Source organism: Pseudomonas sp. UBA6699, from assembly GCF_002454615.1.
In the GTDB taxonomy this organism is placed as follows: Bacteria; Pseudomonadota; Gammaproteobacteria; order Pseudomonadales; family Pseudomonadaceae; genus Aquipseudomonas; species Aquipseudomonas juntendi.
Genome location: NZ_DKJF01000013.1, coordinates 1 through 20,763, shown reverse-complemented (window position 1 = coordinate 20,763; position 20,763 = coordinate 1). Strand labels below are relative to the sequence as shown.

The 20,763-nt window shown below is 63.1% G+C and carries 17 protein-coding genes; 9 read left to right on the top strand and 8 right to left on the bottom strand.

Annotated features, from left to right (window positions below; genetic code table 11):
- Positions 1–41: 41 nt before the first annotated feature.
- Positions 42–1,952 (bottom strand): potassium transporter Kup, encoded by a 1,911-nt coding sequence (locus B3361_RS02340; RefSeq protein ID WP_054905944.1) that lies wholly within the window; start codon positions 1,950–1,952, stop codon positions 42–44.
- A gap of 235 nt (positions 1,953–2,187) precedes the next feature.
- Between B3361_RS02340 and rimO the strand changes: the two genes are divergently transcribed.
- The 5 genes from rimO to tsaA all read left to right on the top strand — a co-directional run bounded on the left by rimO (position 2,188) and on the right by tsaA (position 6,172).
- Positions 2,188–3,519 carry a 30S ribosomal protein S12 methylthiotransferase RimO gene (gene rimO / locus B3361_RS02335; protein ID WP_054905943.1) on the top strand — a complete coding sequence of 444 codons (1,332 nt, stop codon included), beginning with the start codon at positions 2,188–2,190 and terminating at the stop codon, positions 3,517–3,519.
- 156 nt (positions 3,520–3,675) lie between these two features.
- Positions 3,676–4,143: a GNAT family N-acetyltransferase gene (locus B3361_RS02330; protein WP_054905942.1), complete on the top strand. Its 468-nt coding sequence runs from the start codon at positions 3,676–3,678 to the stop codon at positions 4,141–4,143.
- A 108-nt stretch (positions 4,144–4,251) separates the two neighbouring features.
- Positions 4,252–4,962, top strand: coding sequence for an rRNA pseudouridine synthase (locus tag B3361_RS02325; protein ID WP_054905941.1), 711 nt, complete (start codon positions 4,252–4,254; stop codon positions 4,960–4,962).
- 49 nt (positions 4,963–5,011) lie between these two features.
- Positions 5,012–5,473: a DUF1456 family protein gene (locus B3361_RS02320; RefSeq protein ID WP_029887591.1), complete on the top strand. Its 462-nt coding sequence runs from the start codon at positions 5,012–5,014 to the stop codon at positions 5,471–5,473.
- A gap of 6 nt (positions 5,474–5,479) precedes the next feature.
- A complete protein-coding gene (tsaA, locus tag B3361_RS02315) occupies positions 5,480–6,172 on the top strand; it encodes a tRNA (N6-threonylcarbamoyladenosine(37)-N6)-methyltransferase TrmO (protein ID WP_009682558.1) in 693 nt (230 codons plus the stop codon).
- 203 nt (positions 6,173–6,375) lie between these two features.
- Here the strand turns inward: tsaA and B3361_RS02310 are convergent, their stop codons facing one another.
- From B3361_RS02310 to B3361_RS02295, 4 genes are all read right to left on the bottom strand, one after another.
- Positions 6,376–7,698, bottom strand: a complete 1,323-nt coding sequence (locus B3361_RS02310) for a dicarboxylate/amino acid:cation symporter (RefSeq protein WP_054905940.1) — start codon at positions 7,696–7,698, stop codon at positions 6,376–6,378.
- 295 nt (positions 7,699–7,993) lie between these two features.
- Entirely contained in the window at positions 7,994–9,340 is a 1,347-nt protein-coding gene (locus B3361_RS02305; protein WP_054905939.1) for an ATP-binding protein, read from the bottom strand.
- The gene (locus B3361_RS02300; RefSeq protein ID WP_054905938.1) at positions 9,337–10,014 is read right to left on the bottom strand and encodes a response regulator; all 678 of its coding nucleotides are present in this window, start codon (positions 10,012–10,014) and stop codon (positions 9,337–9,339) included. Before B3361_RS02300 ends, B3361_RS02305 begins: the two co-directional genes overlap by 4 nt.
- Before the next feature lie 149 nt (positions 10,015–10,163).
- Positions 10,164–10,769: an outer membrane protein gene (locus B3361_RS02295; protein ID WP_054881146.1), complete on the bottom strand. Its 606-nt coding sequence runs from the start codon at positions 10,767–10,769 to the stop codon at positions 10,164–10,166.
- 129 nt (positions 10,770–10,898) lie between these two features.
- Between B3361_RS02295 and B3361_RS02290 the strand changes: the two genes are divergently transcribed.
- Both B3361_RS02290 and B3361_RS02285 read left to right on the top strand, forming a co-directional pair.
- Complete coding sequence (locus B3361_RS02290) at positions 10,899–11,690, top strand: dienelactone hydrolase family protein (RefSeq protein WP_054905937.1); 792 nt, start codon at positions 10,899–10,901, stop codon at positions 11,688–11,690.
- Positions 11,691–11,847: 157 nt separating this feature from the next.
- On the top strand, positions 11,848–12,549 hold the full coding sequence (locus B3361_RS02285) for a 4'-phosphopantetheinyl transferase family protein (RefSeq protein ID WP_054905936.1): 702 nt from the start codon (positions 11,848–11,850) through the stop codon (positions 12,547–12,549).
- 3 nt (positions 12,550–12,552) lie between these two features.
- On the opposite strand, the gene B3361_RS02280 is transcribed toward B3361_RS02285, so the two are convergent.
- Together B3361_RS02280 and B3361_RS02275 are read right to left on the bottom strand one after the other, a co-directional pair.
- Complete coding sequence (locus tag B3361_RS02280) at positions 12,553–14,160, bottom strand: ATP-binding protein (RefSeq protein WP_054905935.1); 1,608 nt, start codon at positions 14,158–14,160, stop codon at positions 12,553–12,555.
- On the bottom strand, positions 14,157–14,855 hold the full coding sequence (locus tag B3361_RS02275; RefSeq protein WP_009682568.1) for a response regulator: 699 nt from the start codon (positions 14,853–14,855) through the stop codon (positions 14,157–14,159). The genes B3361_RS02280 and B3361_RS02275 overlap by 4 nt, the downstream gene beginning before the upstream one ends.
- 748 nt (positions 14,856–15,603) lie before the next feature.
- Here B3361_RS02275 and B3361_RS02270 point away from each other — a divergent pair.
- A complete protein-coding gene (locus B3361_RS02270) occupies positions 15,604–18,483 on the top strand; it encodes a ribonucleoside-diphosphate reductase subunit alpha (protein ID WP_154211905.1) in 2,880 nt (959 codons plus the stop codon).
- Positions 18,484–19,132: 649 nt separating this feature from the next.
- On the top strand, positions 19,133–20,383 hold the full coding sequence (locus B3361_RS02265; protein ID WP_029885549.1) for a ribonucleotide-diphosphate reductase subunit beta: 1,251 nt from the start codon (positions 19,133–19,135) through the stop codon (positions 20,381–20,383).
- Between the two features lie 141 nt (positions 20,384–20,524).
- Here the strand turns inward: B3361_RS02265 and B3361_RS24180 are convergent.
- A partial coding sequence (locus B3361_RS24180; RefSeq protein ID WP_422662673.1) for a hypothetical protein occupies positions 20,525–20,763 on the bottom strand: 239 nt, incomplete at its 5' end.

The window sequence follows — 20,763 nt, the reverse complement described above, 5'->3', positions numbered from 1 at the left end:
CTGGCTTGCCAGCGATGGGCTGCAAAGCAGCCCCTTGCCAATCAGATCTCGACCTGGGTCCCCAGTTCGATCACCCGGTTCAGCGGCAGGTTGAAGAAGCGCAGGTTGCCGTTGGCATTCTTCAGCAGGAAGGCGAACAGGTTGCCACGCCAGCGCGACATCCCCTCGAGCCGTGAGGCGATCACCGTCTCACGGCTGAGGAAGTACGTGGTGCGCATTGGGGTGAAGTCCAGGCCATCCAGATGGCACAGTTTCAACGCCGCCGGTACGTCCGGCTCGTCCATGAAGCCAAAATGCAGCAGCACGCGGAAGAAGCCGTCACCATAGGCTTCCACTTCGAAGCGCTCGTGCTCCGGCACCCGCGGCCGGTCCTCGCTGACCACCGTCAACAATACCACCTGGCTATGCAGCACCTGGTTGTGCAGCATGTTGTGCAGTAGCGCGTGCGGCACGGCATCGGAACGCGCGGTCAGGAACACCGCCGTGCCTTCGACCCGGTGCGGTGGCTGAATGCGGATACTGCTGATGAACAACGGCAGCGGCAATGCCCCTTCGTCGATGCGCTCGACCAGGATCTGCTTGCCACGCTTCCAGGTGCTCATCAGCAGGTACAGCACGCCCCCGGCCAGCACCGGGAAAGCGCCACCCTGGACAATTTTCGGCACGTTGGCGGCAAAGAACAGCCCGTCGACCAGCAGGAAACCGACCAGAATCGGCACCGCCAGCAGCGGCGGCCACTTCCACAGCAGCAGCATCACCGCCGACACCAGGATCGTGGTCATCAGCATGGTCCCGGTTACCGCAACACCGTAGGCTGCCGCCAGCGCCCCGGAGGACTCGAAACCGATCACCAGCAGTACCACACCCACCATCAGGGTCCAGTTCACCGCACCGATATAGATCTGCCCTTGCTCGTCGCTGGAGGTGTGCTGGATCTGCATGCGCGGGATATAACCCAGCTGGATGGCCTGGCGGGTCAAGGAGAAGGCCCCGGAAATCACTGCCTGCGAGGCGATCACCGTGGCCAGGGTGGCCAGGCCGACCAACGGCAACAACGCCCAGCCCGGTGCCAGCAGGTAGAACGGGTTACGGGCCGCATCCGGATCCTGCAGCAGGAGCGCGCCCTGGCCAAAATAGTTGAGCACCAGCGCCGGCAGCACCAGGATGAACCAGGCACGGGCGATAGGCTTGCGGCCAAAATGGCCCATGTCGGCATACAATGCCTCGGCACCGGTCAGCGCCAGCACCACCGCCCCCAGAATGGCCACGCCCATCCCCGGGTGCACCACGAAGAAGTTGACCGCCCAGCCGGGGTTGAAGGCCTTGAGCACTTCCGGGCTTTGCGAAATGCCGTTCACGCCCAGTGCACCGAGCACCACGAACCAGGTGACCATGATCGGGCCGAACAGCTTGCCGATCTTCTCGGTACCGTGCTTCTGCACCAGGAACAGGGCCACCAGCACCACCAGCGAGATCGGTACCACCCAGTGGTCGATACCGTCGAACGCCAGGCCCATGCCCTCTACCGCCGACAGCACCGACACCGCCGGGGTGATCATGCTGTCGCCATAAAATAGCGAAGCGCCGATCAAGCCACAGATCACCATCAGTGTGCGCAGCCGCGGGTAGGCCGCCGTAGCCCGCCGCGCCAGCGCAGTCAGGGCCATGGTGCCGCCCTCGCCCTGGTTGTCGGCGCGCAGGATGAACATCACGTACTTGAACGACACCACCCACAGCAGCGACCAGAGGATCAGCGACAGGATCCCCAGTACCCCGTCATGGTTGACCGGCACCCCATAACCACCGGTAAAGACTTCCTTCAGGGTATACAGCGGGCTGGTGCCGATATCGCCATAAACCACCCCGACCGCTGCCACGAGCAGGCCCAGCGACCGCGTCGCACCCTGCTTACCCTCGTGCCCGCCCTCAGCGTGACTGCTTGCCTGAACCATCGACCACTCCCGCAGACGGCCATTACGGCCTTTCAGTATTCACTCTGCGACCAAGCACTCACTGCAGCTTGGCGCAACGGCGCGAAGCATAGCGCAGCGTTCGTCGTATTTCTGCTGGTCAAGCGTCCCTGCGCTCGCTAGAATTGCGCACTTTTTGATCAGAGGCGCCAAAAGCGCCCGTCAAGATCGCCCCCGATTCCGGCCGGGCGACCTGCATTCAATACCGAGGTTAGTCATGTCCACCACGCCCGCCACCCCCAAGGTAGGTTTCGTAAGCCTGGGTTGCCCCAAAGCCCTGGTCGATTCCGAGCGCATCCTGACCCAGCTGCGCATGGAAGGCTATGAAGTCGTGCCCACCTACGAGGATGCCGACGTGGTGGTGGTCAACACCTGCGGCTTCATCGACAGTGCCAAGGCCGAATCGCTGGAAGTCATCGGCGAAGCGATCAAGGAAAACGGCAAGGTCATCGTGACCGGCTGCATGGGCGTTGAAGAAGGCAACATCCGAGACGTGCACCCAAGCGTGCTGTCGGTCACAGGCCCGCAACAGTACGAGCAGGTGGTCAACGCCGTGCACGAAGTGGTGCCACCCCGCCAGGACCACAACCCGCTGATCGACCTGGTACCGCCACAAGGGGTCAAGTTGACCCCGCGCCACTACGCCTACCTGAAAATTTCCGAAGGCTGCAACCACAGCTGCAGCTTCTGCATCATCCCGTCGATGCGCGGCAAGCTGGTCAGCCGCCCGGTGGGCGAAGTGCTGAGCGAGGCCGAGCGCCTGGTGAAGGCCGGGGTCAAGGAGATCCTGGTGATTTCCCAGGACACCAGCGCCTATGGCGTCGACGTCAAGTACAAGACCGACTTCTGGAACGGCCGCCCGGTCAAGACGCGCATGCTTGAACTGTGCGAAGCACTGAGCAGCCTGGGAGCCTGGGTGCGCCTGCACTACGTGTACCCTTACCCGAATGTCGACGATGTGATCCCGTTGATGGCGGCCGGCAAGATCCTGCCGTACCTGGACATTCCGTTCCAGCATGCCAGCCCGAAAGTGCTCAAGTCGATGAAGCGCCCGGCTTTCGAAGACCGTACCCTGGCACGCATCAAGCAATGGCGTGAACAGTGCCCCGAACTGGTGATCCGTTCCACCTTCATCGTCGGCTTCCCCGGCGAAACCGAAGAAGACTTCCAGTACCTGCTGGACTGGCTGACCGAAGCCCAGCTCGACCGCGTGGGCTGCTTCCAGTACTCGCCGGTGGAGGGCGCCCCGGCCAACGACCTGGGCCTGGCTGAAGTACCGGACGACATCAAGCAGGACCGTTGGGACCGTTTCATGGCCCACCAGCAGGCCATCAGCGCTGCCCGCCTGCAACTGCGCATCGGCAAGGAGATCGAAGTGCTGATCGACGAAGTCGAGGCGCAAGGTTCGGTAGGCCGCAGCTTCTTCGATGCCCCGGAGATCGACGGCAGCGTGTTCATCGATGGCGACCATGGCTTCAAGCCAGGCGACAAGGTTCGTTGCCGGGTGGTAGACGCCGACGAATACGACATGTGGGCCGAGCCGGTCTGACACCCACACAGTACGCTGCGCACCATCGCCGGCCAGCAGCTCCTTTACCAGGGAGCTTCCTGGCCGATGATGGGCCGCGCAGGCGCACCGGCAATCCTTGGGCCTGTTGCGCTTTTAGCATCTATCGTTTCCTCAGCCCCAGAGGAACGTACCCCGATGCGCCAGCCATTGTCCCTGCAAACCCCGCACCTTAGCGACTACCCCGAACTGGCCCAGGTCTGGGAAGACTCGGTGCGCGCGACCCACGATTTTCTACCCGATGCCTATGTCCGGCTGCTGCGTGAGCATGTGTTGTACCGCTACCTCGACGCCGTGATGCTGGTCTGCTGCAAGGACCGCCAGCGTATCTGCGGGTTCGCCGGGGTCGCCAGCAGCCGGGTGGATATGCTCTTCGTTGCCCCGGCCTACCGTTGCCAGGGCGTGGGCAGGCGCTTGCTGCGCTACGCCATCAACGAACTCAATGCCGAAACCCTGGACGTCAACGAGCAGAACCTGCAAGCCCTGGGCTTCTACCTGCATGAAGGTTTCGAGGTGGTCGGCCGCTCCCCTACCGACGGCCTTGGCCAACCCTACCCCCTGCTGCATATGCGCCTGCGGGGCACAGGCCAGTGCAGCGGCGACTGAATATGCCGCAGCAGGTCGCCGAAATGGCGCAAGTGACACAGATTCCCATCATCAACCGCGTAGGGGCAGGTACAATGGTCACCTTTCCCTGCCTCTGCGAATTGCGCCATGTCCGAACCCGTCCGCCTGTCCAAACGCCTCATCGAGCAGCTTGGCTGCTCTCGCCGCGAGGCCGAGCTGTACATTGAAGGAGGCTGGGTCACGGTCGATGGCGTGGTGGTCGAGCAGCCGCAGTTCAAGGTCGGGCAACAGCGCGTCGAGCTGTTGCCTGGCGCCCGCGCCGAGCCCCTGGAGCCGGTGACCCTGCTGCTGAACCAGCCTGCCGACATGGACAGCGAAAGCGCCCGCGCCAGCATCAACATGGGCAGCCTCAGCGAAGCCCACCGCGAGGGCGTGCGTGCGCTGCACGGGCACTTTGCCCGGCAGGCTTGCGTCGCCCCACTGGAGCGCGGCGCCAGTGGCCTGCAAGTGTTCACCCAGGACTGGCGGGTGACCCGCAAGATCGAAGCCGACCTGCGCCGCCTGGAGCAGGAATTCATCATTGAAGTGCGCGGCCAGACCACGCCCCAGGCACTGGAGCGCCTGGCCCGCGGTGCTACGCGCAATGACCGTGAGCTACCCAAGGCCAAGGCCAGCTGGCAGAACGAGACCCACTTGCGCATGGCCCTGAAAAACCCGCAGCCCGGGCAGATCGCCGAATTGTGCGCTTACCTGCGCCTGGAGCTGGTCGGCATGCGGCGCATTCGCCTGGGTGGCGTGTCGATGGGCAAGTTGCCGCTGGGCCAATGGCGCTATGTGGCCAGTACCGAACGTTTCTAAGTAATAGGCCGCGCTGGAACGCGCGGCACCTGAACAGGATTCAGCAGCAATGAACCACAACGACGTCCTGCGCAGCCTGCGCTACATGCTCAAGGTGAACGACGCCAAGATGGCCGAGATCATCGGCCTCTCCGGCCTCGAAGTGCACCCGCTGGTGCTCGCCACCTACCTGAAGAAAGAAGACGAAGAAGGCTTTGTGCGCTGCCCTGAGCGGGTGATGGCGCACTTCCTCGACGGCCTGGTGTTCTACCGTCGCGGCAAGGATGACAGCCGCCCGGCGCAACCGATCGAGCTGCCGGTGACCAACAATCTGATCCTCAAGAAGCTGCGGGTGGCTTTCGAACTCAAGGAGGACGACTTGCACGCGATCCTCAAGTCCGTGAACTTCCCGGTCAGCAAGCCGGAATTGAGTGCACTGTTCCGCAAAGCTGGCCACGATAACTACCGGCCGTGCGGCGACCAGTTGCTGCGCAACTTCCTCAAGGGCCTGACTTTGCGCGTGCGCGGCTGAGTGACCATGCAGCACACCGTTGCCCCGGTCGGTATCGTCCGTTCATGCTTCAAGGAAAAGTTTGCCATTCCGCGCCAACCGCAGCTGGCTCCCGCCGCCCGCGGGGTGCTGGAGCTGCTGCCGCCGTTCGACCAGGGTGAGGCAGTCGAAGGCCTGGAGCAGGTCAGCCATGTCTGGCTGCTGTTCCTGTTCCACCAGGCGCTGGAAGACAAGCCACGCCTGAAGGTGCGGCCACCGCGCCTGGGTGGCAACAAGAGCATGGGTGTGTTCGCGACCCGCGCCACCCATCGGCCCAATGGCATCGGCCAGTCGGTGGTGCGCCTGGAGGGGGTTGAACCGGGGCGGCTGCTGCTGTCCGGGATCGACCTGTTGGATGGCACGCCGGTGCTGGACATCAAGCCCTACGTGCCTTACGCCGACAGCATTGCATGCGCCAGCAACCAGATGGCCAGCGCCGCGCCTGCAGCCATTGCCGTGCATTGGGCCGATAGCGCATTGGCGCAGGCCCGCGAGCATGCATTGCGGCTGGGTGAGCCGCTGGTGGCGCTGATCGAACAATGCCTGGCCCAGGACCCACGCCCGGCCTACCAGGTACCTGCACCGGAACGGGTGTACGGGGTGAGGTTCTGGGATGTGCAGGTGCGCTGGCATTACCCGCAGCCGGAGGCGATCCGGGTGTTGGAGGTGGTGCTGGCCTGACCCCGATTCAGGCTTGTTCGCTGGCCATTGTAGGAGCGGCCTTGCGTCGCGATGGGGCGCGTAGCGGCCCCGGGCCTTTAGCCATCCTGCAAGCTTGCCGGGGCTGCTACGCAGCCCTTTCGCGACGCAAGGCCGCTCCCACAAGGACCGTGCAGGCATGAAAAAGGCGACCCGAGGTCGCCTTTTTGCATTTCAAGCCGCTATCAACGAGCTGGGCCTTCAGCTACACCCAGGTCGTCGGTTGGGCGGGTATCAACCAGCGGTGTACCGCCGGACGCCAGCTCCGAGGCCAGCTTGTCGTTGTCCATTTCCTTGACCCACTTGGCCACGACCACGGTGGCAACGGCGTTGCCGACAAGGTTGGTCAGGGCGCGGGCTTCGGACATGAAGCGGTCAATACCGAGGATCAGCGCCAGGCCGGCAACCGGCAGGTGGCCCACCGCCGACAGGGTGGCAGCCAGCACGATGAAGCCCGAGCCGGTGACGCCGGCAGCACCCTTGGAAGCCACCAGCAGCACCAACAGCAAGGTGATCTGGTGGGTGATGTCCATGGTGGTGTCGGTGGCCTGGGCAATGAAGACCGCTGCCATGGTCAGGTAGATCGAGGTGCCGTCGAGGTTGAACGAGTAACCGGTCGGGATCACCAGGCCAACCACGGACTTCTTGGCACCCAGGCGTTCCATCTTGGCCAGCATGCGCGGCAGGGCCGATTCCGACGAGGAGGTGCCCAGTACGATCATCAGCTCTTCACGGATGTAGCGGATCAGTTTCAGCACGCTGAAGCCGTGGGCGCGGCAGATACCGCCCAGCACCACCAGCACGAACAACAGGCAGGTGATGTAGAAGCAGGCCATCAGGTAGCCCAGTTGCACCAGCGAACCCACGCCGTACTGGCCGATGGTGAAGGCCATGGCACCGAAGGCGCCAAGCGGGGCCAGCTTCATGATCATGTTGATGATGTTGAACATGACATGGGCGAAGCGGTCGATCATGTCCAGCAGCGGCTTGCCGTAGCTGCCCAGGCGGTGCAGGGCGAAGCCGAACAGGACCGAGAACATCAGCACTTGCAGGATATCGCCGTTGGCGAATGCACCGACCACGGTGTTGGGGATGACGTTGAGCAGGAAGCCGACCGTGGTCTGCTGCGCGCCGGCGGCGGCATAGGCAGCCACACTGCTGGCGTTCAGGGTGCTGACGTCGATGTGCATGCCAGCGCCTGGCTTGACCACGTTGACGACGATGAGGCCAATGATCAAGGCGATGGTGGAGACGATTTCAAAGTACAGCAGCGCGTAGCCGCCAGTCTTGCCGACCGACTTCATGCTCTGCATGCCGGCGATGCCGCTGACCACGGTACAGAAGATGATCGGGGCGATGACCATCTTGATCAGTTTGACGAAACCGTCACCGAAGGGTTTGAGCGCGACGCCCGTTTCCGGGTAGAAGTGGCCGAGCAGGATGCCGATGGTGATGGCGACCAACACCTGGACATACAGGGATTTGTAAAGCGGCTGACGTGTCGTCATGGCTAATTTTCCTCAAGTGTGCCGGCTCACCCTTCCCAGGGTGATGGGGCACCTGAATCGCTAACCCTCCTGCACCTGGAGGGATTTGTCGTTGTGTTCGAGCTGCCTGGGCAGGCCTCTGCGTAGATCAATAGCAAGGGTGGTGCCAAAGTGCCCAGCAAGGGTGCAAATGCCTTGTGTACCAAGGATTAATGCCCAACGACGGGGCGATAAAGGTGAGGAAAGCTGGCGGATTTCCGCCCGGTGGCGGGTTTTGTACAGGCATGTTGGCGGGAATCCGCCCACCCGGGCCGAATCAATCGAGGTTGAAGGTAATCCTGAACGCAGCCCCACCCAGTGGTGAGTCCCCCAGGCTGAGCACGGCGTCATAGCTGTCGACGATATCCTTGACCACCGCCAGACCGATGCCCTGCCCCGGGTGCTGGCTGTCCAGCCGCTCACCGCGCTCGAGGATGCGCTCGCGCTGGTCGACCGGTACGCCCGGCCCGTCGTCTTCGATGCACAAGCTCAGGCGCCCTGGCACTTGCTCAAGGCTTACGCGCACTTGGCCAAGGCTCAGCCGATAGGCGTTTTCCAGCAGGTTGCCGAGCATCTCCAGCAAGGCGCCCTGCTCCATCGGCACCTGGGCCGCCCCGGGTAACACCCGTTGCACCTCCACGCGTTTGTCCCGGTATACCTTGGCCAACGTGCTGCACAGGCTGTCGAGCACAGGCCGTAGCGGCACACTGTGGCGCACTAGGCCGCTCTTGCGCAGGCTGGCCCGCTGCAGCTGGTAGTCGATCTGCTGGCTCATGCGTTCGATCTGGCTTTGCAGCACCCGCGCCTGTTCGCGTTCGCCACTGCGCTGCTGCAGGCTTTCGCCCACCCCCTGCAACACCGCCAGCGGGGTTTTCAGGCTGTGTGCCAGGTCGTCCAGCGAATCCCGGTAGCGCGTACGCTGCTCGCGTTCACTGCGCAGCAAACGGTTGAGCGAGCGGGTCAGGCGCAGCAGCTCGCGGGGGTGCTCGCCGCTCAGACCATCGCGCGCCCCTGCTTCCACCTCATCCAGTTCGTGGCTGAGCCGGCGCAGCGAGCGCAAGCCCCAGGTCAAGCCGGCCCACAGCAACACCAGCAGCGCCAGCAAGGCGGCGCCGAAGCCCAGGTAGAGCTTTTCGCGCAGGCCGTCGAGGGTGGCCTTGTACTCGCTCACCGGCTGCAGGGCGACAATGCTGTAGGCTGCGCTCTGGCCACCCAGCAGCTTGATCTCGACGTCGTAGACAAAGAACTCTTCACCATCGGCCTGGTGGATGCGTGCAAATTCGTTGCCGCGCCCGTCATAGCGCGGCCGGTAGTTGATGTGCCGGTCGGCGGTGGCGCGCGACTGCCAGACCAGCTGGCCATCGCGGTCGAAGATATACCCGAGCAGGCCGGTGTACGGCAGGTTGTAACGCTCGTCCGGCAGCAGTTCGGGCATCTGCAAGTGGCCGCCTTCGATGCGCGCGGCCGATATCAGCGTGGTCACGTCCGAGGCCAGGCGCTGCTCGATCGACTCCTGCAGGGCCAGGCTGAACGCCTTCTGCAACGCGGGCAGCAACCCCAGCATGAACAGCAGCGCCAGCACGGCGGCGGCCAGCATCAGGCGCACGCGCAGGGAACGAATCATCGGCAGCGCTCGGTGAACAGGTAGCCCAGGCCACGTACGGTATCGATGGGTTTGAACCCCTGCTCGCCTTCCAGCTTGCGGCGCAGGCGGCCGACCAGCACTTCGATGACATTCGGGTCACGCTCCTCATCGCCTGGGTACAGTTGCTCCATCAGGCGGTCCTTGGCCACCACTTGCTGATGATGGCGCATGAGGTATTCGAGGATGCGGTACTCATAAGCCGTGAGCGCCAACGCCTGCGCATCGAGGCTGGCCTGCTTGCGGTTGAGGTCGAGCACCAGCGGGCCGGCAGCGATGGTCGACTGGGTGAAGCCGCTGGAGCGGCGCAGCAGCGCATTAAGGCGGGCTTCGAGCTCTTCGAACTGGAAGGGTTTGACCAGGTAGTCGTCGGCGCCTGCGGCCAGGCCTTCGACCTTGTCCTGCCAGTTGCCACGGGCCGTGAGGATGAGGATGGGGAAGGTCTTGTCCTGGCTGCGCAGGCGCGTGATCAGCTCCAGGCCACTGATACCGGGCAAGCCCAGGTCGATGATGGCCAGGTCGAAGTGGTACTGCCCGGCCTGGTACAGCGCCTCCTCGGCATCGGCGACCGCCTCGACCACGTGGCCGCTTTCGCCCAGGCGGGTGTAGAGGTGATGGCGAAGCAGGGCTTCGTCCTCGACCACCAGCAGTTTCATATGCAGCTCCTTTTCATCTATTGCCTGTACCGGCCTCTTCGCGGCTAAAGCCGCTCTCACAGGGAGCACACAGGTTTGCTGGACTGTGCGATCCCTGTGGCAGCGGCTTCAGCCGCGAAGAGGCCGGTACAGGATAACCCGGCAGGCCGTCAGAACTTGTAGGAGGCCGCCAGGTAAGTCTGCGCACTGCTGCTCAGGCGCAGGGTGCCATCCTTCGGCCCGCCATGCGCGCCCACCTCGGTTGCCGCATTGGTGCGCAGGTAACGGTAGCCCAGCTCGACCGAAGCCTTGTCGGTGATGTCCTGGATCACCCCGGCCTGCAGCCCGTAGGCATAACCGTAGTCGGTATCGCGGCGGGCGCCTGGCGAGTCCTGGGTGAGCTTGGTCATGCCCAGGCTGCCACCGCCAAACAGTTTGGTGGTATCGCCCACCGGCAGGAACAGGTCATAACTGCCCAGCAGGTTTTCCTGACGCAGTTTCAGGCCGCTGTGATCGCCCGAGACGTTGTCATAGGTCATGTAGTAACGGCCTTGGTCGTTGATCTTGCCCACACGCACACCCCAGGTGTCATCCTTGCCGATGATGCCGTCGGTGTTGAGGTTGTCGGTGTTGCGCTGCAACAGGCCGGACTTGCGAACCTTGTCGCTGGTCTGGCCGTAGGTGAGGCTGGCGAAGTTGTCATCGGCAGCCTGGGCGGTGGTGAGGCCAGCGGCGCAGACGGCCATGGCGGCAAGCAGGGTATTGAAGGTTTTCATGGCAGGTTACTCCAGTTGGGTGCGTTGTTTCGGTCTGGAAGCTAGAGTAAGCAGGGCACCCTGAACCGCGACTGAACCCTGACTGAACCTCGGCTGAACGACCCGATTGCCGAACAAGGAGTAGTACCCATGCGTGTCCTGCTGGCCCTGACCCTGATGTGCAGCGCTGCCCTTGCCCAAGCGGCAGTACAAACCCGCGAAATTCCTTACCAGGACGCCGACGGCAACCGGCTGGTCGGCTACTACGCATACGACGACGCCGTCGAGGGCAAGCGCCCAGGCATTGTCGTGGTGCATGAATGGTGGGGGCTGAACGATTATGCCAAGCGCCGCGCCCGTGACCTGGCAGCGCTGGGCTATAACGCCCTGGCCATCGACATGTACGGCGACGGCAAGCACACCGAGCACCCGCAGGATGCCCAGGCGTTCATGGCGGCCGCACTGAAAGACCCTGCCGCCGCAGCCAGGCGCTTCGATGCGGGCCTTGAGCTGCTGAAACTGCAACCGAACACCAACAAGCACGAGCTGGGTGCGGTCGGCTACTGCTTCGGCGGCAAGGTGGTGCTGGATGCTGCGCGCCGTGGCGAGAAACTCGACGGCGTAGTGAGCTTCCATGGCGCACTGGCTACCGCTACCCCGGCCAAACCGGGGGTGGTACGCGCGGATATCCTGGTCGAGCACGGCGCGGCCGACAGCATGGTCACGCCGCAACAGGTCGAGGCTTTCAAGGCCGAGATGGAGGCGGCCAAGGTGAACTATCAGTTCGTCAGCATCGAAGGGGCCAAGCACGGCTTCACCAACCCGGATGCAGACCGCTTGAGCCATGGCGAGCATGGCGGGCCGGACATTGGTTATAACAAGGCCGCGGATGAAAGCTCCTGGGCGGATATGCAGGCGTTTTTCAAGAAAGTATTCAAATAGCGATTGTACGGCCCGCTTTGCGGCCCATCGTCGGCAAGCCAGCTTCCACAGGCACGGCATAGATCTTCGGGCCTGCAGGCTTGCAGGCGATGGGCTGCACGGCAGCCTCGGCTATTGCATCTCCCACACCGTCGCCGCGGCTGGCACAATAGCCGCCATGAACACGCTCCCCGCCTGCTGCGCCCCACTTCAGTACCACTGGCCCCTGCCCCGCCCATTACCCGGTGCGGTGCTGGTCAGTTGCGCCTTCGACCCCGCCCAGCTAGGGGCCGACGACTTCCAGCGCGCGGGGGTAGTGCCAAGCGCCAGCCTGCTGCGCTCGGTGCCCAAGCGCCAGGCCGAGTACCTGGCCGGCCGTGCATGCGCACGGGCCGCGCTGCAGCGCCTGGACGGTCGCAACTACGTGCCTGGCACCCATGACGACCGCTCGCCCATCTGGCCCGCCGGCATTCACGGCTCGATCACCCATGGCCAAGGCTGGGCCGCCGCGGCGGTCGCTGGCGCCCACAGCTGCCAGGGCCTGGGCCTGGATCAGGAAGCCCTGCTCGATGACGAACGCGCCGAGCGCTTGATGGGCGAAATCCTCACCCCGGCCGAGCTGGAGCGCCTGGACCGCGCTCAGCTTGGGCTGACGGTCACCCTGACCTTCTCGCTGAAGGAAAGCCTGTTCAAGACCCTCTACCCCCTGACCCGCCAGCGTTTCTACTTCGAGCACGCCGAAGTGCTCGACTGGTCTGGCGAGGGGCTGGCGCGCCTGCGCCTGCTCACCGACCTGTCGCCACAGTGGCAACGCGGGGCAGAGCTGCACGGCCAGTTCAGCCTGCAAAACGGCCATCTGCTTAGCCTGGTGAGCGTCTGACGCCTACAGCGGTGCCTGCTGGCGCGGCCAGTTCAGGCTGAAGCAGGCGCCCCCCAACGTCGCACTGCGCCCTACCGTGGCTCGCCCGGCATGCCAGTAGATGATCCGCCGCACAATCGAAAGGCCCAGGCCATGCCCACCCGAGGCGCGGGTGCGGCTGTCGTCCAGGCGGGTGAACGGCGTGAAAATGCGGTCCCATACCCCCTCCGGGATCCCTGGGCCATCGTCTTCCACATCGATGCGGCAGCGTTGCTGCCCCAGCTGGTAGCTCAGGCGTACCTGCGACTCGGCGTGGCGCATGGCATTGCCGACCAGGTTCTGCAGCGCCCGGTGCAGGTAGCGCGGCTCCGCCTCGACCCAGGCGCCATCGGCATCGGCCCCCTGGCACTCACCCCGCTCGACGCGCACATCGGCACGCAGCGGCGCCAACTCGTCGATCACCCGGTCGAGCAAGGCATCGATGTCAATGCGCTGGAACTGCAAGGCCGGCGCGCCTTGCTCCAGGCGCGCGTAAGTGAGCATTTCGTCGACCAGCTTGTCGAGGTCCTGGATGTCGCCGTCCATGCCAGCCAGGTGCTTGGCGCGCGCCTGCTCGGTGCTGGCACTTTCGATCATCTCCAGGCCAAAGCGCAGGCGCGCCACCGGCGTGCGCAACTCGTGGGATACCGCGCGCACCAGCTCACGCTGCATGGTCAGCGAACGCTGCAAGTGCTCGGCCATGCCATTGAATGCAGCGGCCAGGCGCCCTACCGAGTCGGTGTCGCCAGCCGGTACGCGCGTGTCCAGGCTGCCCTGGGCGATGCGTGTGGCGGCAACTTCCAGGCCCGACACGCGGCGCTCCAACTGGCGGACCAGCAAGTAGACCACCAGACCGATCAGGCACAGGCCCAGAAACGCGATCAGGACCAGCAACTGCGGCGGATACGGGTTGAGCTGGTACAGCGGGCCGATCTCCAGCACCCAGGGCGAGCCGGTCAACCCGGCGAACACCCGGATCGAATCGCCATCCTTGCCCAGCGCCATCACCGTGTCGCCCTCCTCGACCCTGTGCCGCTGGTCATCGTCCAGGCTGACGCGCTCGATCCGTTGCAATGCAACGCCAAAGCCGAAGCCTTTTTCCTGCGTCAACTGGGCCAGGCGCTGCTGTTGTTCGGTGACCGGGTAGCGCACCAGCTCATCGGCCAGCAGATAAAGCGTCGCGCGTGCCAACTGCTCGCTGATCTGGTTGATCTGCGCCACCAGCATCAGGTCTTCCTGGCCAACCTTGCGCAGCACCTGTGCCGCATGCGGGCCGGTTTTTTCCACCACCACCAGGCCACGGGCCAGGCGCGCACGCTGGGTGCCATCAAGCCGGCGGGCGCTCATCGGCTGCAGCGCCAGTGGCACGCCGAGCAGGCGCTCCCAGATCAACAGCGAGCGCTTGCGTTCGGTTGCGTTCTGCACCGCCAGGTTGTCCGCCATCAGGCTGAAGGTGCCTTGCGCCAGGCGCTCACGGTGCTGGGCGGCGCGCACCTCGTTGACCAGGTGCAGGCTGAGCACGCCCAGCAGCGCCACCAGTACCAGCACCGCCAGCATGCCGCCATAGATGCGCAGGAAAATCGAATTGTTCATGGCGCCTCGCCGACGAACAGGTAGCCCTTGCTGCGCAGGGTCTTGATCAGCCGCGGCTGCAGCGGGTCATCGCCGATCTTGGGGCGGATCCTGGAAATGCGGATGTCGATGGAACGGTCCTGGCCGTCGTAGCCAACACCACGCAGCGCAGTGAAGATCTGTTCGCGGCTAAGCACCCGCCCGGCATTGCTGGCCAGCAGCCAGAGCAAGTCGAATTCGGCGCCGGTCAGTTCGATCAGTTGCTCACCCAGGCGCGCCTCGCGCAGCCGGTTGTCGATGTGCAGGGCACCGAACGCCAGGTCCTGGCGCTTGCTGTCCAGGGCTTCGCTACGGCGCAGCAAGGCCTGGATGCGCGCCAACAGCAGGCGCGGGCGCACCGGCTTGCAGACATAGTCGTCGGCGCCCAGGTCCAACCCGTGGATCTGGTCGAGTTCATCGCTGCGTGCGGTGAGCATCAGGATCGGCCCAGGGTACTGGTTGCGCGCCCGGCGGCAGATGCTCAAGCCGTCCTCGCCCGGCAGCATCAGGTCGAGAATGACCAGATCAGGTTGGCTGTCGACGATCCGACGCACGGCACGCGCGCCATCGCCCTCGACCGCGACCTCGAAGCCGTTGGCCTGCAGGTACTCGGCGGTCAGCTCGGCCAGGCGCGGGTCGTCCTCGACGATCAGAATGCGGGGTTGGGTCTGGTCCATGGCTTTGGCCTTTTTATTCTCTGGATCGCAATCTCGGCCTTTGAGCGTATGACTGTAGATCTTTGCTGTCCATGAAATCGAGCGGGGCCCGCACGGTGCTCGATCTGACAGGCAGCAACCCGCAACAGCCACGCACCTGCCCCCCCTTGGCTCGAGCGTTTTTTGTGGTAGGGTGCGCGCCCGCAAAAACTGCGACGGGGCGGCGAACGGCCGAAAAATACTGCAAACCACTTGGCACAAGGCCTACAGCGAATACTCACCTTTCACCCACAAAGTACCCACACGTTATCCACAGACGCTCGCCTTGCAAACACCCCAATACCGCATTATCTTGTATCCCGATCGCAGCGAACCACTAGATATAGGGGTTCGTGCAAAATCACACACAAAAGTCAACCCGCTAGATCAAACGATCTTCGGGTTGGAACTTCAAGTGATTTCAGCAGCCAAACCGCTCCTGCGGAGGCGACCGAGGCAAGCCCACCCAGGGCCTTGTTCGGGCATGGGTGTTGCAGGCCAGCCTGGCACTCATCAGCAACAGTTTTTGGGCCCAGCCCAGAACCTTTGACTTCGGTCAGGGAGCGGCAAGCCATTGCCCCTTATTCCTGAGTCTGTCCCGAAGTCGGTACGCCCGCGCGGGCGGGTGCGCATGCAGTGCGCATCCCCGTGAGGTTATCGAGCAAGTGGACGGAACGGTGGGCGCTCAAAAGGCGCCTGTACAATATAGAAACTGTGGAGACACCCACCCATGCAAACCGACACAACTCGCGAGAACCCGCAGGCCAAGGTGCCGCAGGCCGCCGATTCCCAGCAGGATCTGGCTGCTACCGCCCCTGGCCAACTGCGCGTGATCAAGCGTAACGGCACTGTCGTCCCGTACACCGACGACAAGATCACCGTTGCCATCACCAAGGCGTTCCTCGCAGTTGAAGGCGGCACCGCCGCCGCCTCGTCGCGCATCCACGACACCGTCGCGCGCCTGACCGAGCAGGTTACCGCCACGTTCAAGCGTCGCATGCCATCGGGTGGCACCATCCACATCGAAGAAATCCAGGACCAGGTCGAGCTGGCCCTGATGCGCGCCGGCGAGCAGAAAGTCGCCCGCGACTACGTGATCTACCGCGACCAGCGTGCCAAGGAGCGTGCGACCCGCGCCAACAACGACGCCGTGGTCGAGCCACACCCGAGCATCCGTATTACCCTGGCCGACGGCAGCCTGGCACCACTGGACATGGCCCGCCTGAACACCATCATCAGCGAAGCCTGCGAAGGCCTGGCCGAAGTCGATGGCGACCTGATCCAGCGCGAAACCCTGAAGAACCTCTACGACGGCGTAGCCATCAAGGACGTCAACACCGCCCTGGTGATGACTGCCCGTACCCTGGTAGAGCGCGAGCCGAACTACTCGTTCGTCACTGCCCGCCTGCTGATGGACACCCTGCGCGCCGAAGGCCTGGGCTTCCTGAACGTCGCCGAAAGCGCCACCCACCACGAAATGGCCGACCTGTACGCCAAGGCGCTGCCGGCCTATGTCGAGAAAGGCGTCGAATTCGAGCTGCTGGACCCTGCCCTGAAAGGCTACGACCTGGAGCGTCTGGGCAAGGCCATCGACCACGAGCGCGACCAGCAGTTCACCTACCTGGGCCTGCAAACCCTGTACGACCGCTACTTCATCCACAAGGACGGCGTGCGCTTCGAGCTGCCCCAGGTGTTCTTCATGCGTGTGGCCATGGGCCTGGCGCTGGAAGAGAAAGACAAGGAAGCCCGTGCGATCGAGTTCTACAATCTGTTGTCGTCGTTCGACTACATGGCCTCGACCCCGACCCTGTTCAACGCCGGTACCCTGCGCCCGCAGCTGTCCAGCTGCTACCTGACCACCGTGCCAGACGACCTGTCGGGCATCTACCACGCGATCCACGACAACGCCATGCTGTCGAAATTCGCCGGTGGCCTGGGCAACGACTGGACCCCGGTCCGTGCACTGGGCTCGTACATCAAGGGCACCAATGGCAAGTCCCAGGGCGTGGTGCCGTTCCTGAAAGTGGTCAACGACACGGCCGTTGCCGTGAACCAGGGTGGCAAGCGCAAAGGCGCCGTGTGTGCCTACCTGGAAACCTGGCACCTGGACATCGAAGAATTCATCGAGCTGCGCAAGAACACCGGTGATGACCGCCGTCGTACCCACGACATGAACACCGCCAACTGGATCCCTGACCTGTTCATGAAGCGTGTCTTCGATGACGGCAAGTGGACCCTGTTCTCGCCATCGGAAGTGCCCGACCTGCACGACCTGACCGGCAAGGCCTTCGAAGAGCGCTACGAGTATTACGAAGCCCTGACCGAGTACAACAAGATCAAGGTGTTCAAGACCATCCAGGCCAAAGACCTGTGGCGCAAGATGCTGTCGATGCTGTTCGAGACCGGCCACCCATGGCTGACCTTCAAGGACCCGTGCAACCTGCGTTCGCCGCAGCAGCACGTGGGCGTGGTCCACAGCTCGAACCTGTGCACCGAGATCACCCTGAACACCAACAAGGACGAGATCGCGGTCTGCAACCTGGGCTCGATCAACCTGCCGAACCACATCAATGATGGCAAGCTGGACACCGCCAAGCTGCAACGCACCGTGAACACCGCCGTGCGCATGCTCGACAACGTGATCGACATCAACTACTACTCGGTGCCGCAAGCGCGTAACTCGAACTTCAAGCACCGCCCGGTCGGCCTGGGCATCATGGGCTTCCAGGATGCGCTGTACCTGCAGCACATCCCGTACGGCTCCGACGCGGCTGTCGAGTTCGCCGACAAGTCGATGGAAGCGGTCAGCTACTTCGCCATCCAGGCTTCGTGCGACCTGGCCGACGAGCGTGGCGCCTACGAGACCTTCCAGGGCTCGCTGTGGTCCAAGGGCATCCTGCCACTGGATTCGCAACAGATCCTGATCGAGGCCCGTGGCCAGAAGTACATCGACGTCAACCTGGAAGAGTCGCTGGACTGGGCCCCGGTGCGCGAGCGCGTCAAGAAAGGTATCCGTAACTCGAACATCATGGCCATCGCGCCAACTGCAACCATTGCCAACATCACCGGCGTGTCGCAGTCGATCGAGCCGACTTACCAGAATCTGTACGTGAAATCCAACCTGTCGGGCGAATTCACCGTGATCAACCCGTACCTGGTGCGCGACCTGAAAGCCCGCGGCCTGTGGGACTCGGTCATGATCAACGACCTGAAGTACTACGACGGTTCGGTGCAGCAGATCGAGCGTATTCCGCAAGAGCTCAAAGACCTGTACGCCACCGCGTTCGAAGTCGAAACCAAGTGGATTGTCGATGCGGCCTCGCGTCGTCAGAAGTGGATCGACCAGGCGCAATCGCTGAACCTGTACATTGCCGGCGCCTCGGGCAAGAAGCTGGACGTGACCTACCGCATGGCCTGGTACCGTGGCCTGAAAACCACCTACTACCTCCGTGCCCTGGCCGCGACCAGCACCGAGAAGTCGACCATCAACACCGGCAAGCTCAATGCCGTTTCCAGCGGTGGCGACAGCGCCCCGGTCCAGGCAGCAGGCCCAGCGCCAGTGCCGAAGGCCTGCGCGATGGACGAGCCAGACTGCGAAGCCTGCCAGTAAGGCCTGAATGCCGCACGGGGTGCCCTTGGGTGCCCCGCGCGGCATTTTTGTATCTGCACCCCGGAGAAACCTTGCCCTTTGACCAGCGCTCACGCGGCTCGGCAAAAGAACAGGACTTCTCACAAAACGCGGTCACTGTGGGAGCGGCCCTGTGTCGCGATTGAGGTGCGAAGCGCCCCCAAGATTGCAGCTTCGCCGCATGATTCGCGGGGCCGCTTTGCGGCCCGTTCGCGACACAAGGCCGCTCCCACAAAAATCGCGACAACACCACATAATGTGCCTTAAAAATAAAAAGCCACAACATGTAGTGCCATCCGCGTTTTGCCGCTACACTCCCTTCCCATAGCAAGCCACACAAACCCGGTGAACGGACGCACGCATTTCCGGTCGAAAAAGTTACCCTCGCCCGCAAGAGACGCGCCCCGATCCAAGGCGAAATCCGATATACTTCGCCCCCTCTGAAAAGAGCACCATTCAATTGTCCTGGCCCCTCCCCGAGGCCTGGCCAGGTACAAGCCAGAACACATTCAGATGTAAACGAGAGTCAGCCTCTCGAGCTGTCCATTCGCCGTTACGGCCTTGCGTCAGGCATCACATTCTTTAAATCCAAGCGGTTGCCCCAGGGCAACCCTCAAGCAGGAGCCAAACCATGCTGAGCTGGGACGAATTCGACAAAGAAGACGGCGAAGTAGCCGCCAAAGGCAACAACCCTGCGCAGGCCGCTGCCGCCGCCACCCTCGACAAGCTCGACAGCGCCGGCGGTGCCGCCGCCCTGGAAGCCCGTGCGGCCACCGCTGCTGACTCCGACGCGGTCAAACGTGCCAAGGCAGCCCTCGACGCCCTCGACGTTGCCGAAGGCCTGGCCGAACTGGAAGGCTCCTCGGCCCGTGTTGCGGTTGATGAAAAGCGCATGATCAACTGCCGCGCCGACCTGAACCAGCTGGTACCGTTCAAGTACGACTGGGCCTGGCAGAAGTACCTGGACGGCTGCGCTAACCACTGGATGCCGCAAGAGGTCAACATGACCGCCGACATCGCCCTGTGGAAGAGCCAGGACGGCCTGACCGAAGACGAGCGCCGCATCGTCATGCGCAACCTGGGCTTCTTCTCCACCGCCGACTCGCTGGTTGCCAACAACCTGGCCCTGGCCGTGTACCGCCTGATCACCAACCCCGAGTGCCGCCAGTACATTCTGCGCCAGGCCTTCGAGGAGGCGATCCATACCCACGCCTACCAGTACTGCATCGAGTCGCTGGGCATGGATGAAGGCGAGATCTTCAACATGTACCACGAGATCCCGTCGGTCGCGAAGAAAGCCGCCTGGGGCCTGAAGTACACCCGCGCCATTTCCGACCCGGAGTTCAACACCGGCACCGTCGAAACCGACAAGGAGCTGCTGCGCAACCTGATCGCCTACTACTGCGTACTGGAAGGCATCTTCTTCTACTGCGGCTTCACCCAGATCCTGTCCATGGGCCGCCGCAACAAGATGACCGGCGTTGCCGAGCAGTTCCAGTACATCCTGCGTGACGAGTCGATGCACCTGAACTTCGGTATCGACGTGATCAACCAGATCAAGATCGAGAACCCGCACCTGTGGGATGCGGCGATGAAGGAAGAAGCGACCCAGATGATCCTGCAAGGGACCCAGCTGGAGATCGAATACGCCCGCGACACCATGCCACGCGGCGTACTGGGCATGAACGCAGCGATGATGGAGGACTACCTCAAGTTCATCGCCAACCGTCGTTTGACCCAGATTGGTCTGAAGGAAGAGTACCCGGGGACTACCAACCCGTTCCCGTGGATGAGCGAGATCATGGACTTGAAGAAGGAGAAGAACTTCTTTGAGACGCGGGTGATTGAGTATCAGACTGGTGGGGCGTTGAGCTGGGATTGATCGTCCGGGCCCTTATTTTTCAGCGAGAACCGAACAAATTTCAAATTTTCCGAATTCTCGCACCAAATAAGCGCATGAAATGAAAAAAGCCACCTGAGCCGCAAGGGCCAAGGTGGCTTTTTCGTATAAGCCGAAGAACGGCTAAACCCCTACCCGCTTCAGCGCTCTGATTTCATCCCGGATTTTTGCCAGAAGCTCGTCCACATCGCCCTCCTGACCGACCTGCATCAAGACAATCAGGGTCGCGGGCCCAAGTCTGGCCACTACTGGGCGAAGGGCGTTGCCTACCCATCCTTCATTCAACTTTCCCATTGGCTCAGGCTTCCCAAGCCCACCAGTTAATGGAGAGCAGCAAACACTGTTGGCGCTGATGGAAAATT

What these genes read in the sequence shown, in the direction of transcription:
- B3361_RS02340 (WP_054905944.1), bottom strand. Translation starts at nt 1,952, where the DNA reads ATGGTTCAGGCAAGCAGTCACGCTGAGGGCGGGCACGAGGGTAAGCAG.
- rimO (WP_054905943.1), top strand. Translation starts at nt 2,188, where the DNA reads ATGTCCACCACGCCCGCCACCCCCAAGGTAGGTTTCGTAAGCCTGGGT.
- B3361_RS02330 (WP_054905942.1), top strand. Translation starts at nt 3,676, where the DNA reads ATGCGCCAGCCATTGTCCCTGCAAACCCCGCACCTTAGCGACTACCCC.
- B3361_RS02325 (WP_054905941.1), top strand. Translation starts at nt 4,252, where the DNA reads ATGTCCGAACCCGTCCGCCTGTCCAAACGCCTCATCGAGCAGCTTGGC.
- B3361_RS02320 (WP_029887591.1), top strand. Translation starts at nt 5,012, where the DNA reads ATGAACCACAACGACGTCCTGCGCAGCCTGCGCTACATGCTCAAGGTG.
- tsaA (WP_009682558.1), top strand. Translation starts at nt 5,480, where the DNA reads ATGCAGCACACCGTTGCCCCGGTCGGTATCGTCCGTTCATGCTTCAAG.
- B3361_RS02310 (WP_054905940.1), bottom strand. Translation starts at nt 7,698, where the DNA reads ATGACGACACGTCAGCCGCTTTACAAATCCCTGTATGTCCAGGTGTTG.
- B3361_RS02305 (WP_054905939.1), bottom strand. Translation starts at nt 9,340, where the DNA reads ATGATTCGTTCCCTGCGCGTGCGCCTGATGCTGGCCGCCGCCGTGCTG.
- B3361_RS02300 (WP_054905938.1), bottom strand. Translation starts at nt 10,014, where the DNA reads ATGAAACTGCTGGTGGTCGAGGACGAAGCCCTGCTTCGCCATCACCTC.
- B3361_RS02295 (WP_054881146.1), bottom strand. Translation starts at nt 10,769, where the DNA reads ATGAAAACCTTCAATACCCTGCTTGCCGCCATGGCCGTCTGCGCCGCT.
- B3361_RS02290 (WP_054905937.1), top strand. Translation starts at nt 10,899, where the DNA reads ATGCGTGTCCTGCTGGCCCTGACCCTGATGTGCAGCGCTGCCCTTGCC.
- B3361_RS02285 (WP_054905936.1), top strand. Translation starts at nt 11,848, where the DNA reads ATGAACACGCTCCCCGCCTGCTGCGCCCCACTTCAGTACCACTGGCCC.
- B3361_RS02280 (WP_054905935.1), bottom strand. Translation starts at nt 14,160, where the DNA reads ATGAACAATTCGATTTTCCTGCGCATCTATGGCGGCATGCTGGCGGTG.
- B3361_RS02275 (WP_009682568.1), bottom strand. Translation starts at nt 14,855, where the DNA reads ATGGACCAGACCCAACCCCGCATTCTGATCGTCGAGGACGACCCGCGC.
- B3361_RS02270 (WP_154211905.1), top strand. Translation starts at nt 15,604, where the DNA reads ATGCAAACCGACACAACTCGCGAGAACCCGCAGGCCAAGGTGCCGCAG.
- B3361_RS02265 (WP_029885549.1), top strand. Translation starts at nt 19,133, where the DNA reads ATGCTGAGCTGGGACGAATTCGACAAAGAAGACGGCGAAGTAGCCGCC.